At 65.3% G+C, this 14,103-nt stretch carries 14 protein-coding genes; 8 read left to right on the top strand and 6 right to left on the bottom strand.

What is annotated here, in order from left to right; translation table 11 throughout:
- Window positions 1-638: 638 nt before the first annotated feature.
- Both ACG2LG_RS19030 and ACG2LG_RS19025 read right to left on the bottom strand, forming a co-directional pair.
- On the bottom strand, window positions 639-2,144 hold the full coding sequence (locus ACG2LG_RS19030; protein ID WP_396261685.1) for a glycoside hydrolase family 75 protein: 1,506 nt from the start codon (window positions 2,142-2,144) through the stop codon (window positions 639-641).
- A gap of 10 nt (window positions 2,145-2,154) precedes the next feature.
- The gene (locus ACG2LG_RS19025; RefSeq protein ID WP_396261683.1) at window positions 2,155-2,664 is read right to left on the bottom strand and encodes a GAF domain-containing protein; all 510 of its coding nucleotides are present in this window, start codon (window positions 2,662-2,664) and stop codon (window positions 2,155-2,157) included.
- Window positions 2,665-2,708: 44 nt separating this feature from the next.
- Between ACG2LG_RS19025 and dnaX the strand changes: the two genes are divergently transcribed.
- The 3 genes from dnaX (at window position 2,709) to ACG2LG_RS19010 (ending at window position 5,584) form a co-directional block, all read left to right on the top strand.
- Window positions 2,709-4,169, top strand: coding sequence for a DNA polymerase III subunit gamma/tau (dnaX, locus tag ACG2LG_RS19020; RefSeq protein ID WP_396261681.1), 1,461 nt, complete (start codon window positions 2,709-2,711; stop codon window positions 4,167-4,169).
- Between the two features lie 64 nt (window positions 4,170-4,233).
- Window positions 4,234-4,548, top strand: coding sequence for a YbaB/EbfC family nucleoid-associated protein (locus tag ACG2LG_RS19015; RefSeq protein ID WP_396261679.1), 315 nt, complete (start codon window positions 4,234-4,236; stop codon window positions 4,546-4,548).
- Window positions 4,549-4,564: 16 nt separating this feature from the next.
- Entirely contained in the window at window positions 4,565-5,584 is a 1,020-nt protein-coding gene (locus ACG2LG_RS19010; protein WP_396261678.1) for an endonuclease/exonuclease/phosphatase family protein, read from the top strand.
- A 60-nt stretch (window positions 5,585-5,644) separates the two neighbouring features.
- Here the strand turns inward: ACG2LG_RS19010 and ACG2LG_RS19005 are convergent, their stop codons facing one another.
- Complete coding sequence (locus ACG2LG_RS19005; RefSeq protein ID WP_396261676.1) at window positions 5,645-6,655, bottom strand: DNA polymerase III subunit delta' C-terminal domain-containing protein; 1,011 nt, start codon at window positions 6,653-6,655, stop codon at window positions 5,645-5,647.
- Window positions 6,656-6,866: 211 nt separating this feature from the next.
- On the bottom strand, window positions 6,867-7,145 hold the full coding sequence (locus ACG2LG_RS19000) for a hypothetical protein (protein ID WP_396261674.1): 279 nt from the start codon (window positions 7,143-7,145) through the stop codon (window positions 6,867-6,869).
- Between the two features lie 133 nt (window positions 7,146-7,278).
- Between ACG2LG_RS19000 and ACG2LG_RS18995 the strand changes: the two genes are divergently transcribed.
- Window positions 7,279-8,439: a class I SAM-dependent rRNA methyltransferase gene (locus ACG2LG_RS18995; RefSeq protein ID WP_396261672.1), complete on the top strand. Its 1,161-nt coding sequence runs from the start codon at window positions 7,279-7,281 to the stop codon at window positions 8,437-8,439.
- 3 nt (window positions 8,440-8,442) lie between these two features.
- On the opposite strand, the gene ACG2LG_RS18990 is transcribed toward ACG2LG_RS18995, so the two are convergent.
- Entirely contained in the window at window positions 8,443-8,760 is a 318-nt protein-coding gene (locus ACG2LG_RS18990) for a hypothetical protein (RefSeq protein ID WP_396261671.1), read from the bottom strand.
- 264 nt (window positions 8,761-9,024) lie between these two features.
- On the opposite strand from ACG2LG_RS18990, the gene ACG2LG_RS18985 reads away from it, so the two are divergent.
- The 4 genes from ACG2LG_RS18985 to ACG2LG_RS18970 all read left to right on the top strand — a co-directional run bounded on the left by ACG2LG_RS18985 (window position 9,025) and on the right by ACG2LG_RS18970 (window position 12,661).
- Window positions 9,025-9,948 (top strand): SAM-dependent methyltransferase, encoded by a 924-nt coding sequence (locus tag ACG2LG_RS18985; RefSeq protein ID WP_396261670.1) that lies wholly within the window; start codon window positions 9,025-9,027, stop codon window positions 9,946-9,948.
- Between the two features lie 32 nt (window positions 9,949-9,980).
- On the top strand, window positions 9,981-10,700 hold the full coding sequence (locus ACG2LG_RS18980) for a L,D-transpeptidase (protein WP_396261668.1): 720 nt from the start codon (window positions 9,981-9,983) through the stop codon (window positions 10,698-10,700).
- A gap of 78 nt (window positions 10,701-10,778) precedes the next feature.
- Complete coding sequence (locus tag ACG2LG_RS18975) at window positions 10,779-12,269, top strand: S10 family peptidase (protein ID WP_396261667.1); 1,491 nt, start codon at window positions 10,779-10,781, stop codon at window positions 12,267-12,269.
- Window positions 12,266-12,661, top strand: a complete 396-nt coding sequence (locus ACG2LG_RS18970; RefSeq protein ID WP_396261665.1) for a DUF4870 domain-containing protein — start codon at window positions 12,266-12,268, stop codon at window positions 12,659-12,661. The genes ACG2LG_RS18975 and ACG2LG_RS18970 overlap by 4 nt, the downstream gene beginning before the upstream one ends.
- Before the next feature lie 9 nt (window positions 12,662-12,670).
- On the opposite strand, the gene ACG2LG_RS18965 is transcribed toward ACG2LG_RS18970, so the two are convergent.
- Window positions 12,671-14,101, bottom strand: coding sequence for a DUF1501 domain-containing protein (locus ACG2LG_RS18965; RefSeq protein WP_396261664.1), 1,431 nt, complete (start codon window positions 14,099-14,101; stop codon window positions 12,671-12,673).
- Window positions 14,102-14,103: the final 2 nt, after the last annotated feature.

Below are 14,103 nucleotides of genomic sequence, written 5' to 3'. Positions count from 1 at the left end.
AGCTCCGTCACCGCCGCCGGAGCAGTCGGCCGAGCGAGTCCCTTACGGGCTCGCCCGCCTGCTCCGGACGGGTGTTGGAATGGTACCAGTCCCGTTTTTCATGCCATTCGGGTCAGTCCCGTTTTTCAAGCATTCAGCGCTGCGCAGGGGTGACTCCTGGGGGGAGTCGATCCGAGGATGCGGGCGTTCCGTCAAGGGTCGGAGAGGGGCTTCGCCTTTCGCATTTGGCTACGGTGTTCATGGTAGTTTCGGGCGGAATGCCTACCTCTTTCTCCTACGGTTTCCTGAGTCCGTGTCTTGCTGCGCTCCACTCGGTGGCACCCCTCCGGGGTGTGGGTTGGCGGCGGGGCGTGAACCGTGGGTATTCCCCGCTGTCGCGGGTTCGACCCCCGGCTACCCTCCTGTGACGCCTCCGGCGTCGTTTGCCGGAGACGGCATCAGTCAACTCCCGCTGCCTTGGCCGGCCCGCCCAGCCCGCAGGGGTTGAGCGGGTCTTTTTCGTAACCGTTTGGGGGGCTGCATTTCAACATTTCCAGCCCCAGGGCCAGTTTGTGCTGCGAACCTCTCCGCTGCTGCGCAGGTGAAGCGCCCTGATCGCCCCCGACGCCCGCGTCGAGAAGCTCCTCGAGGAACTGAGCTCACGGCTCGGGAACTGAATCATCCTCCGTCTTCTCCGGCTCGTCCTTCTTCTCCGCGTCCTCTTCCTCCGGCAGAAGGTTCTCCCACTTGAAGAGCTCGTAACCTTCCCCGAGGCCTCCGACCTCATCAAGCAGGGCCGCGCACTTCGTCCGCCATTTCTCGTAGTCCGGCGGCTCCTTGACCTTCTCGCGGCTGTTCGGAAAGACCACGTAGGTCACGGTGAGATCGGAAACCGGACGACTGTAGGGCGAAGCATTCTTGTTGATCTGTTTCGCCATCCTCAGCGACGCCTCGCCCACCTTGAAGGTCGGCCCACCATCACCGACGATCGCCGGATAGACATCGGTGCCGTGCACCACCACCGCGTAGTCGCCGATCCGCGGGGTGAAAGGCTCGCCGGATGCGGTCAGCAGGTTCACCGGAATCACGATGAAGGGATCGTATTCGGCGATCAGGAAGCTGCGGTACTTCATGTCCTCGATTCCCCGCTTGAGATACTCCATCCGGTCCTTCAGCCACGCCTTGCGGGCCGCGGTGGTCGCCGGGTCGGCCAACTCACGCTTGGCGTTGCCGATCCGCTTCTCCCAGCCGGCCACCATCGGGTTGGGCGTCTTGGTCCGCTTCTTCCAGCCATAGCTCGTGAAGGGTTGGTAGTGGGTCGAGTTGACAATTTCGTCCGGCATCGTCGCCAACCGATCGCCGTCCGACCCATCCGAGACCACATCCATCTCGGCCTGCATCAGGAACACCCGGCGCTGGGTTTCCGGATGCCGGAGATTCAGGATGGTCTCGCAGTCGTAGAAATTGTGACGGGTGAGCAACTCGGACAACTCGGTGGCCTTCTGCCTAAGCCGCGAGGTCTTGTTGTCGTAGAGCTGGTAGAACCAGCGCGACACCTTCGCCCCGGGCAGCATCGCTTCCAGGCCGGGAAGGATCTCCCCCAACTTCGAATTGACCTGCTGGAGTTCATCGAGGGTCGTCGACGGTTTCGGCACCTTCACTTGCAGCGTGTAGCTCGCCGCATAGGCGTCGTCGTTCTTCCGCTCCTTCGAGGCGAGGCCACCCTCGCTGACCTTGACCTCAGTCTTAAGCGTGATTTCGGACCGCAGCTTCCGCACGTCGCCTCCCGTCCGGGCGGTGTGCGCGTTGATCGGGGGAAGGATCGACTCCTCGGGTGCCTTGGAAGCCTTCCTGGCCTTTTCCGCCTCTTCGCGGGTCTGGGTCAGTTCCTCGCGCAACGCCGCCAGTTCGGCCTCGTAGCGCTGGCGCAACTCCGCCTCGGCCTGACGCAGAATGTCCTCCTCATCGGTTCCCTTGGGCGGGGTCCGCTGGCCTTCGACGAAACGTTTCACGCCCCGCAGCACCTCCTTGCCCTGCGGCGTGAAGACGAGTGCCACCCCGGCCAGCACGAGAATGAGAAAACTCACCCGGAACCACGGGAAACCCGGGCGCGGGCGCTGCTGGCGTCCGAGACCTTCGATCCGATTCGGGTTCTGCGTGCTCACGGATGTTTCCCTAGCACATCCCACCGCCCGGGGAAACGAACATTGAGACGATCGATTCAAGCGCGGCGGCGTCCACCTCGTCGAAGGCTGCGGGGAGGGTGCTGTCCACATCGAGGACGGCGATCACCCGCCCCGCCCCGTCCTTCACCGGCACCACGATTTCACTTTCCGAAGCGACATCGCAGGCGATGTGGCCGGGAAAGGCGTGGACGTCCGCCACGACCTGGGCGGCTTCGGCCTTCCATGCCGCACCGCAGACCCCCCTGCCCCAGCCGATCCGCGAGCAGCCCGGAGTCCCCTGATACGGCCCGATCACCAGCTCCGCCCCGACCACGCGGTAGAACCCGGTCCAGAAGAAATGCGGCATCTCCCCATGCAGCACCGCGACCACCCCGGCCATCCGGGCCAGCGTGTCGGTTTCGCCCGCAATCAAGCCCTGCAGGCGGGTCTCGACAGCCTCATAGCGCGCCTGTTTCTCTGCTTCGTCGGGAGTCACCACCTGTTTCACGACATCTTTCAAAACCGAAACCTGACAAACCCGCAAACCTCAATACAGTCGCGCCTGTGAGCTACCAGGTTTTCGCCCGGAAATACCGACCCCGCACCTTCGCCGACATCCTCGGGCAGGATCATGTCGTCCGCACGCTGGAGAACGCCATCTCCCAGGACCGCCTCGCCCACGCCTACCTCTTCGTCGGCCCCCGCGGGACCGGCAAGACGTCCACCGCCCGGATCCTCGCCAAGGCGCTGAACTGCACCGGTGGCCCGAAGGCGGATTTCGATCCGGACGAGGACATCTGCCAGGAAATCGCCGAGGGACGCTCGCTTGACGTACTGGAGATTGACGGCGCCTCGAACAACGGCGTCGAGGAAGTGCGCCAGCTCCGCGAAACGGTCCGCTTCGCCCCGGCACGAGGGCAGTTCAAGATCTACTACATCGACGAGGTCCACATGCTCACCAACCAAGCCTTCAACGCGTTGCTGAAGACGCTGGAGGAGCCGCCCGAGCACGTGAAGTTCATCTTCGCCACGACCGAGCCGCACAAAATCCTCGCCACCATCCTGTCGCGCTGCCAGCGCTTCGACCTGCGACCCATCCCGGCCGAAACGATCGCCAAGCAACTGCTCCACATCGCCAGCGAGGAAAGGATCGATCTCGACGAGGCGGCGGCCTGGGCCATCGCCAAGGGTGCCGATGGCGGCATGCGCGATGCGCAGTCGATGCTCGACCAGCTGGTCGCCTTCTGCGGCGAGAAGATCTCCGAGGCCAATGTGCTCGACGTCTTCGGCTTCACCTCGCGGGAGACCGTCGCCGGGCTGTCGCTCGCCCTGCTGTCGCAGGACAGCGCCAGGGCCCTCGAGATCGTCCAGCGCGAGGCCGATGCCGGCCGCGAACTCTCGCAACTTCTCGGCGAGCTGATCGGGGGACTGCGGGCGCTGCTGGTCGCCGGGCTCGACTCCGAAGCGGGTGCCGAGGGCATTCCCGCCGAATCGTGGAAGAAGATGGTCGAGGCCGCCTCGGCCCTGCCCACCGAGAGGCTACTCGCGGTGATCGATATTTTCGCCGAAACCGAGGGCCGGATGCGTTGGGCCACCAACAAGCGGCTCCACCTCGAGATCGGCTTGATCAAGGCCGTCCAGAGCCTCGGCGAAGTTCGCATCAACGACGTGATCAAGATCCTCGCCGCCGGTGCCCAGCATCTTCCGGAGACCCCGGCAGCCCCACCTACGAAACCCGACGCCGAACCGGTACCGGAGCCCGAACCCCAAGCCGAATCGAAGCCCGAGCCCAAGGCGGCCGCCAACGCGGGAGAAAGCCCGCTCGACACCATCGACCAGATGATCGCCGAGGCCCCGGACGAACCGGTCGAGGCGGTCGGCAAGCCGAAACCGAAACCGGCTCCAAAGACCGAAACCGCACCCGAGAAGCCCAAGGACGAACCGAAGCCGGCCGCCGACGACTTCTACCAGGACCCGCTCATCCAGAAAGCCCTCGACATGTTCGAGGCCAGGATCCGCAAGTAGCTTCGCGAACTTCCAAAGTCCAAGTCCAAACCTGAGATTCCTCCACCCACAATCCACCATCTCCATGAACATCGCCAAGATGATGAAACAGGCGCAGCAGATGCAGTCCGGCATGCTCGCCAAGCAGGAAGAACTCGCCAACACCGACTTCGAGGCGGAGGTCGGCGGCGGCAAGGTCAAGGTCGTCGCCACCGGTGCCGGCGACGTGAAGTCGATTTCGATCGACCCCGCCGTGGTCGATCCCGACGACGTCGAGTTTCTCGAAGAACTGGTCCTCAAGGGCGTGCAGGAAGCCGTCGCCAAGGGCAAGGAGGCCACCGCCGCCGAGATGAAGAAGCTCACCGGCGGGATGGGACTCCCGGGCATGCCCGGCATGTGACGTGCGACCCCCGGCGATGCGCACGACCTCGGCTGCAGCCCGTCACCTCGGCTGGCTCCTCATCGCCGCGTCGCTGGCTCTCCACTTCATCACGGTGGTCGCCTTTGCGCGCCAGCCGGACTCGCTGGCGGCCTACACGGTCATGCCGATCTGGGTCTGGGGCGGCGTCGGCCTGTTCCTCTGCGGCAGCGCCTACCTTTTCCTCCGCGCCCCGCTGTCCATGGTCATGACCGCGGTCTGGGCGCTCACGCTGCTGCTCGGCGCCGATGAAGCCAGGGTCATCGCCAACATCGGCAAGCCCGCCCCCCGGCCCGGTCGTCCGGCCCTCGTCGACGGCCAGCGGCCGATCCGGGTCATCACCTTCAACTCGGCCCACTTCCAATATGGTGATCCCTGCGAGGATCTGGCGCGGTGGGACCCCGACATCGTGATCCTCCAGGAGTGCCCGGGCTACCGGGTGAAGGCCATCGCCGACCGCCTCTACGGCGGCAAAGGCGACTACCGCAGCTTCGCCCTGAATGGCGTGGCCACCCGCTGGGAGATCAACCGCGAAGTCCGCAATCCGGACCGCCGCTTCCACTACTTCAATCACAACGTCACCGTCCAACTCCCCGACACGCGGACGATCGAGGTCGTCAATCTCCACCTTTCCTCCGCCGCCACCGACCTGCGCCTGTGGCAGCCGGCCTGCTGGCAGAAGCACCACGAAAACCGGCGCCAGCGTCGCATCGAAATGGCCGTGGCCCTGCGCATCCTCGAGGACACCGCCGCCTTCCCGGGTGCCCAGCCGGTCATCCTCGCCGGCGACTTCAACGCCCCGCCCGGCGACCCCGTCCAGCGCCAACTCGACCGGGACTTCCAAGATGCCTTCCTGGCCTCCGGCACCGGCTGGGGAAACACCTTTCACCGCCGCATTCCCATCCTGCGCCTCGACCAGATCCACGCCACCCGCCACTTCACCCCGGTCCGCTGCCGGGCCGTGACCACGAGAGCGTCCGACCACCGCTTCGTCGTCGCCGACCTGCTGCTGGAGTGAATGGCGCCCACCCGACGCTCCGGACTTCCCGGAGAACGAGACATCATCAGCCGTTGCCCCTCAGCCGAAGGCATTGAGGAAGCCGACTTCCAAGGCCAGCTGTTCCTGGGCGTTGGTCTGGAGGTTCGAGCGGAGTTCCTGGAGCGCATCGACGCGTCGCAGGAGTTCCGTCAGCGACACGGCCGACGCGACTTTCGCGGTCTGTGTGGCGGCGTCGGGAAAGTCCAGCCCCCCGGCCCCACATTTCTGGCGCAGGGCATCGGCCATCCACGCCTGCAGCACGTCGAAGAGCCGCTCGCGGTCGGCCAGGTAGTCGGACTCCGCCACCGCCTTCAGGGAATCCTCGCGCCGCTTCAACCAGTCACCCTCGACCGCCTGCCGGAGCGCCTTCTCCTCCTCCTTGAGCAACTCCTTGCCGGCGGCCTCGGCCTCGGCCTTGCGCAGCGCAAGAATGTGGGCGAAGACCGCCTTCAGTCCGAGCGCGGTCTCGGGAGTGCCGAAACCGCGCTCGGCGGCGGAGTTCAGCGCCTCCAGAAGCTCTGCCCCGCCACCCTCGTGGAGCACCGGCTCGCCGATCAGGACGAGTCGCACACAGCGGGACAGCACCGTCGGCAACAGGCCTCCCGCATTCTCCGTGAGCAGCATCAACAGCGTGCGCGGCGGAGGCTCTTCGAGCGTCTTCAGAAATGCATTTTCCGCCGCCGCGACCATCCGGTCGGCATCCGCGATCACCCCCACTTTCCAGGCATCGGGAGCGGAAACCACATGGAAGGTCTTCTCCAGCTCGCGGATGCCATCGACGGTGATCCGCCTCGACTTCGACTGGGGCCGGAGAATCCGAACGCCATCGCCGGCCAGCTCGTCCAAGGAGGGAACCTCCTCCTTCACCGGCTCGCCGAACAGGTCGGACCCACCGCCGCCTCCGCCGCGCTGCAGCATCCGGATCATCCGCGCCGCCAGCTCCTCCTTGCCGCTGCCCCGCGGCCCGATGATCAGAAATGCATGCGCCAGCCGCTGCCGGTCGTGAGCCTCGCTGACGAGTTCGAACGCACGATCCACCGTGAAAGCCATAGGCGCGAATGCTGCGTCGCCCGGCCCGGTCGCTCAATGCCCGATTTCCCGCTCTTCGGCCATCCAGTCCTCCAGCTTCCCGATCCGCATCCCGGTTGCGCCGAATGCCAGCGCCGTGGTCAGCACCATGGGATCGTTCCATGGCGGAAAAGACACGAGCCGGCGCCTCGTGGCAACCGGCTCGCTGAAAAATCGGATCGATCCGGCAAAATCACTCCTCCTCGGAGGAAGCCTCCTTTTCCGGGGCCTTCTTCACCGCCTTCTTGGCAGCTTTCTTGGCCGTCTTCTTCACCGCCTTCTTGGCGGCTTTTTTGGCGGTCTTCTTGGCCGCCTTTTTCGCGGTCTTCTTGGCCGCCTTCTTAGCCGGAGCGGATTCCTTCTTCGCGGCGGACTTCTTCACGAGGCCCCCACGCTTGGCATTCTCCTTCTTCCGCTTGAGGTACTCCTTGCGGCGGCGGCGTTTGACGACTTTACGGTGCTGCTGTCCCATAGCTTTGGTGGCGAGGGGTTTAAAACGCGGCCCGCCCGCCTAGCAAGGGGAATCTCAGCACTGGAGCACGGATGTGGGCCGCGCCGCTCCCTTGCGTCTTGCTACCCGCCGGTGGCTGGCCTTTCCTCCGGGCATGGCAGGCCTCGTCATCGCTCCTCGTGCTCGCATCTTTCACGGCCACGAGTGGGTCTATGCCTCGGAGGTCCGAAAGACTTTCGGCGATCCTGCTCCGGGCGATGTCGTCACACTCAAGGACTTCCGCGACCGCCCGCTGGGCTGCGCCATTTACAACCCCCAGTCGCAGATCGTCGCCCGACGATTCTCGCGGCGGCGCCAGGACCTCGACCTCGACTTCTTCCTCCGGCGCATCGGCCAGGCGATCGAACATCGCGAAGGCCTCGGAATCGACACGGGGCTGTGCCGCCTCGTGTGGAGCGAATCGGACGGCATCCCCGGCCTGATCGTCGATCGCTACGGTCCGCAGCTCGTGGTCCAGACGCTCACGCTGGCGATGTTCCAGCGCCTCGACCTGATTCGCCAGGCGCTGCTGGAACTCGTCAAACCCGATGGCATCATCCTGCGCAACGACGCCCCCATCTTGAAGGCCGAGGGGATCGAAGCCGAAACCCGCATGCTCGAGGGCGACCCGCCCGGGTCCCTCACCGCCGAGGCCAACGGAGTGGAGTTCGAGCTCGACCTGCTCGACGGCCAGAAGACGGGCCTCTACCTCGACCAGCTCGGCAGCCACGCCGAGGTCGCCCGCCTGGCAAAAGGCCGGCGGGTGCTTGACTGCTTCACCAACCAGGGCGGCTTCGCCCTCGCCTGTGCCCGGGCCGGAGCGGCCTCGGTCACCGCCGTCGACATCTCGACCGATGCCTGCGAGGCCACCCGGCGGAATGCGGAACGCAACGGACTCGAGATCGAGGTCATCGAGCGGAACGTCTTCGATTTCCTCAAAAAGGCGGACCAGAGCTGGGATCTGATCATTCTCGATCCCCCGAGTTTCACGCGCAACAAGAAGACGCTCAACGACGCCATGCGCGGCTACAAGGAGATCCACCTCCGCGCGCTGAAGCTGCTGGAAAAACGCGGCCACCTCTCGACCTTCTGCTGCTCCCACCACGCCGGCCGCGAGCTCTTTCTCTCGAATCTCGTCGATGCCTCGGTCGATGCCAAGCGGACGATCCGCCTGGTCGGCGAGCATTCCCAGCGGGCCGATCATCCGGTTCTCCCCGCCCTGCCCGAGACCCATTATTTGAAAGGGTTCACGGTGGAAGTGATTCCCAGCCGATGAAATTCATCCTGCTTCGACCGGAGGAGTGACTTCCGTCTCCGTCGGCGCAGGCGGTTCCTCCGGCGGGACGATCGGTTTCGGCGGTTCCGGAACGCGGAAGTATTTCTTTTCGCCGGCGGGAAAATGGGGGTCGAGCATGAGTTCACCGGGAGGCACGCCGGTGACATCGATCCACTTCCCGTTGTAAGGACTGATCACAAAGCCCGGCTTGTTCGGAACCGCCTTGGCAACGGGCGCACCCGGGCTTACCGGGACTACCGGAACACCTTCCACCGGGGTCCCTTCCTCGGGCGGCTTGTCTCCGGAAAGGATCTCCTCCACTTCGGCCAAAGGAGTCTTCGGCGTTTTCGGAACCTTGGACTCCCCGTTCCCCTCCCCGTTCAAGGGACCGGTGGGCCGCTCGCACGATGCAAACAGCACGAGACCCACCATTAGGAACCGAAATCTCATTCTCTTAGCCATCGTCCAACAGATTAGCGCCGGGTCAAGGCTCCGTTGTTCTTTTGCTTCGGCCCGGGATGAATCAATCTTGCGCGGATGTCTCCCTGGTCGGATCCGCCAAAGCCCCTGAGGCTGGATTCCTTCATGGCGTCCGCACTGCACGATCCGGAGCGCGGCTACTATGCCCGCCGGATCCGGGAGGTCGGTCGACGCGGGGATTTTTCCACTGCCGCCACCCTTGCTCCGGCACTGGGTCTTGCGGTTTCCCGCTGGGCCGCGGACGCCCTCGCCGCCACCGGCTGCCGCGACCTCATCGAACTCGGTCCCGGCGGGGGCGTCCTCGCAGCCGCCGTGCAATCGAACCTCCCCCTCCGCCGCCGATGGCGGACACGGATCCACCTGGTCGAGCAATCCGAACCTCTCCGCGAGCAGCAACTCCAACGCCTCGGTGCCCGGTTTCGATGGCACACGACCCTGGTCGAAGCCCTCGCCGCCTGCCGCGGACGCGCCTGCATTTTCTCCAACGAGTTCTTCGATGCCTTTCCGGTGCGCCGGTTCCGGCGGACTTCCAGCGAATGGGAGGAATCGTGGGTCCTGCCCGGCGAGGAAACCTGGCGCCCGATCACCAGCCCACCGGACTCCTCGGTCTTCGGGCAGGACTTCCCCGAGGGCCGGATCGTCGAGGTCCATGAAAGTGTCCGCGATTGGATGACCTCTTCCCTGTCCCACTGGCATCGGGGACGCATGCTCACCATCGACTACGGCAGCGAAATCGGCAGCCTCTACCATCGGCGCCCCGCCGGAACGCTCCGGGGCTACCTCCACCACCAGCGGGTCGAGGGCCGCGAGTGCTTCCTGCGCCCCGGTCGGCAGGACCTGACCACCGACATCAATTTCACCGACCTCGTGAACTGGTCAGCCCCCTGGAGTGAAACGCGGCGGCTTGTCAGCCAGGCGGAATTTCTCGCCGATTCGATCGACCCGCACGACGCCGGGGACCGGGCCGTGGCGGATCCAACGGGTGCCGGCGGATCCTTTCTGGTGTGGGAAGCGGAACGCCGTCCTTGATATTCCTCCAACGCCGCCGATTGATACCCCTGATGCGCCTGCCGTCCCTCATCGCCGCCCTCTGCCTGCCACTCGCGGCCTTCGAGCTGCCCGAAGACTCCCGCCAGTGCGTCGTCGGCATCGCGCCCGACTGGAACAGCTCGAAGGTCACGCTCACCGCCTACGAAAAAAAGGGTGGCCGCTGGGTGCGCGCCCTCGGTCCTTGGCCGGGCCGGCTCGGAAAATCCGGGATGGCGTGGGGAGACGGACTGCATCCGGTGCCCGCCGCAGCCGCGACGAAAAAAGAGGGCGACTGGAAGGCCCCGGCCGGCGTCTTCCGGATCGGCGGCGCGTGGGGCTACGACGCCTCGATTCGCAAGCACCCGAAGCAGTTCTACCGCCAGATCACGACCCGCGACCTGTGGGTCGAGGATTCCAGTTCCTCGAGCTACAACCGCCACCTGATCCTCGATCACGACCCGGCGACCGAGTGGGAGAAGAAGCAGCAGATGCGGCAGAACGACCACGCCCATTCGCTCAAGCTTTTCATCGCCCACAACGCCCCGCCGCGGGTCACTCCCGGAAAGGGCAGCGCGATCTTCTTCCACATCTGGCGCGGCGGCGGCAGCAAGCCCACCGCCGGCTGCACCACCCTGGCCGAGAGCAACCTCCGCAACCTCATCGCCTGGCTCGATCCGGATGCGAACCCGCTCTACGTCCTGCTGCCCGAGTCCGACTACCGGAAGCACGCCACCTCCTGGCAGCTCCCGTGATTCGGCAAGATCATCGAACGATTCTTCACCTCCGGGGCGCTCTTGCCATCGACCACCCAACCACTAGCCTGCACCCTCATGCGATTGACTCCCCTGTTCGCCGCCCTGCTTCTTCTCCCCGCCCTCGCCGCGGAGAAACCCAAGCCCGACGAGAAGAAGCCTGCCGCTCCGGAGCCGGTCAAGGAACCCGTCACCCGCGGCGGCTCGGTCACCATCGACGGCAAGAAGATCGACTACACCGTCACCAGCGCGCTGCTGCAACTGAAGAAGGACGACGGCAAGCCACGCGCCTCCGTCTTCCACGTCAGCTACCTGAAGAAGGACGTCGAGGATCCCGCCACCCGTCCGGTGATGTTCGCCTTCAACGGCGGACCCGGATCATCGGCGGTGTGGCTTCACCTCGGCATGCTCGGCCCCTACGTCGTCGAACTGCCCGGCGACGGCACCCAGGCACCGGAGCCCCCGGCCCGCTTCGTCGAGAACCCGCACTCGATCCTCGACCTCACCGACCTCGTCTTCGTCGATCCCGTTTCCACCGGCTACAGCAAGGTCGAGGAAGCCGGGAAACCGCAGGAGTTCCACGGCTACAAGGAGGACATCGAGTCCCTCGGCGATTTCATCCGCCGGTGGGTCACCGACAACGGACGCTGGTCGTCGCCGAAGTTCCTCCTCGGCGAGTCCTACGGCGGGATCCGCGTCACCGGTCTCTCCCAGCACCTGCAGTCGCGCTACGGGATGTCGCTGAATGGCGTGGTCCTGCTTTCCTCCCTGCTCGACTTCCGCACCCTGCGCCCCGACGCCAGCGACCCGCTCGCCTTCGCCTGCTACCTGCCCACCTACACGGCGGTCGCCCACCATCACGGCCGGATCGAGGGAGATCGTGACGCCCTGGTCGCCGAGGCGGAAAGCCTGGCCTTCGGTGACTACACGCTGGCGCTGCTCAAGGGCAACCGGCTACCCACGGACGAGAAGCAGCGCCTGGCACGTCGCCTCGGGCAACTCACCGGCATCGATGCCGGCATCTACCTCGAGCACGAACTCCGGCTCGATCCGTCGCTGTTCCGGGCCGAGTTGATGCGCGGGGAAGGAAAGGTCGTCGGACGCTTCGACGCCCGCGTGGCCTGGCCGACCACCGACCGCACCGCCGACTACGCGGTTTACGACCCTTCCTACTCGCTCGCCTACGGAGCCTACGCCACCGCCATGCTGAGCTATCTCGGCGACCACCTCGGCTGGCAGGACGAATCGCCCTACGAAATCCTCACCGGCAAGGTCCACCCCTGGAACTGGGGCGCCGACAACCGGGTGATCGACGTGACCGGCAAGCTTGAGACCGCGATGCGTGACAACCCGGGATTGAAGGTCCTGGTCATGAAGGGCCTGTGCGATCTGGCCACCCCTCCCGGTGGCATCGACTACTCGCTGCGGCAGATGGTGAACTCCCCGCCCTCCTTCCTTGATCGCATCGAGCATGCGACCTATGAAGCCGGACACATGTTTTACCTGAACCCTCCGGATCTCACCAAATCCCGGAAGGATCTGGCCGATTTCATCCGTGCCGCGCAATGAGCGACCCCTACACGCCGCCGGCCATTCCGCCGGCAAGCCAGCCACTCCTTCCGACCCAGGACGAGCGGACCATGGCCATGCTCTGCCACCTGCTGGGCCTGCTCACCGGGTTCGTGGGGCCGCTGATCCTGTGGTTGGTGAAAAAGGATGAATCCAGATTCATCGACCATCACGGCAAGGAAGCGCTCAACTTCCAGATCACCTACATCGTGGTGATGCTCGCCGCCGCGATCATCGTCTTCATCCTCTGCATCGTGGTCATCGGCTTTTTCCTGATGCCGGTGCTGTTCGTCCTGCCGGTCCTCGTGATCGTCGCCGGCATCATGGCGTGCATCTCCGCCAACCGCGGCGAGTGGAGCCGCTACCCGGGCTGCATCCGCTTCATCCAGTAGGCGAGCGGATCACAGAAGGATGTGCTCGACGACCTTCGCCGGTTCCACTCCCGACAACTTGAAGTCGAGCCCCTGGAACTGGTAGGTGAAGCGGCTGTCGTCCAGCCCGCAGAGGCGGAGCATCGTCGCGTGCAGGTCGTGGACCGTGACCTCGTTCTCGACCACGCCGTAGCCCAGCTCGTCGGTTTTCCCATACGCGATCCCGGGCTTCACCCCGCCGCCCGCCAGGGCGATGGAAAAGGCATTGATGTGGTGGTCGCGACCCGACCCCTGCCCCATCGGTGTCCGCCCGAATTCGCCACCCCAGATCACCAGGGTGTCCTCGAGCATGCCGCGCTGCTTCAGGTCCTTGATCAGCGCCGCCGATGCCTGGTCGGCGGATCCGGCCGAAACCTCCATGTACTTCTTGATGTCGCCGTGGTGGTCCCAGCCGCGGTGGTAGAGCTGCACGAAGCGGACGCCCTGCTCGAGCATCCGGCGGGCCAGCAGGCAGTTCGAGGCGAAGCTGCCGTCGCCCGGGGCCTCGACGCCGTACATGTCGAGCGTGTCCTGCGACTCGCCCGACATGTCGGTGAGTTCCGGCACCGATGACTGCATCCGGAAGGCCATCTCATACTGGGCGATCCGGGTGTCGATCTCCGGATCGATGCGCGACTCTCGAAGATGGCCGTTGAGAAACTTCACCTCGTCGATCATCTGGCGCTGGGTGGACTGGCAGATCCCCTCGGGGTTGCCGATGAAGTGCACCGCGTCCCCCTTCGACTGGAACTGCACGCCCTGGAACCGGCTCGGCAGGAATCCGGCGGACCACTGCCGTGATGAGATCGGCTGGGCCGAACGACCGCCCCGCGGCGTCGAAATGAGGACCACGTAGCCTGGAAGGTTCTCGGTTTCGGCTCCGAGACCATAGAGCAGCCACGATCCCATCGACGGGCGCCCCTTCACGATCGACCCGGTGTTCATGAAGGCGTGGGCCGGGTCGTGGTTGATCTGCTCGGTCCGCATCGAGCGCACGATGCACAACTCGTCGGCGACCGACCCCAGGTGCGGGAAGTAGTCGGACACCCAAAGTCCCGACTCGCCATGCTGCTTGAATCCGGTGACCGCCCCGCGCGCGACCAGCTTCTTGCCCTGGAGTTGCGCGAGCTGTTGTCCGGCGGTGAAGGACTCGGGGAAGGGCTGGCCGTCGAGCTTCGACAGCTCGGGCTTGTGGTCGAAGGTTTCCAGATGCGACGGACCGCCCGCCATGCACAGGTGGATCACCCGCTTCGCCTTCGGCGCGAAGTGCCGGGCGTTCTCGAAGATTCCCGGCCAGGGGCGCTCCGATGCCGTCGCCCGGCTGTTCAACGAGGCGAGCGCGATGCCGCCGAGGCCCGCGAAGGACCGGTGCAGGAAGGTGCGCCGGTTGACCGACATCGCGTGCTGGGGATCGAGGAACATGA

It is taken from the genome of Haloferula sp. A504 (genome assembly GCF_044385805.1).
GTDB lineage: Bacteria > Verrucomicrobiota > Verrucomicrobiia > Verrucomicrobiales > Akkermansiaceae > Haloferula.
This window is presented reverse-complemented; position numbering and strand designations above follow the sequence as displayed.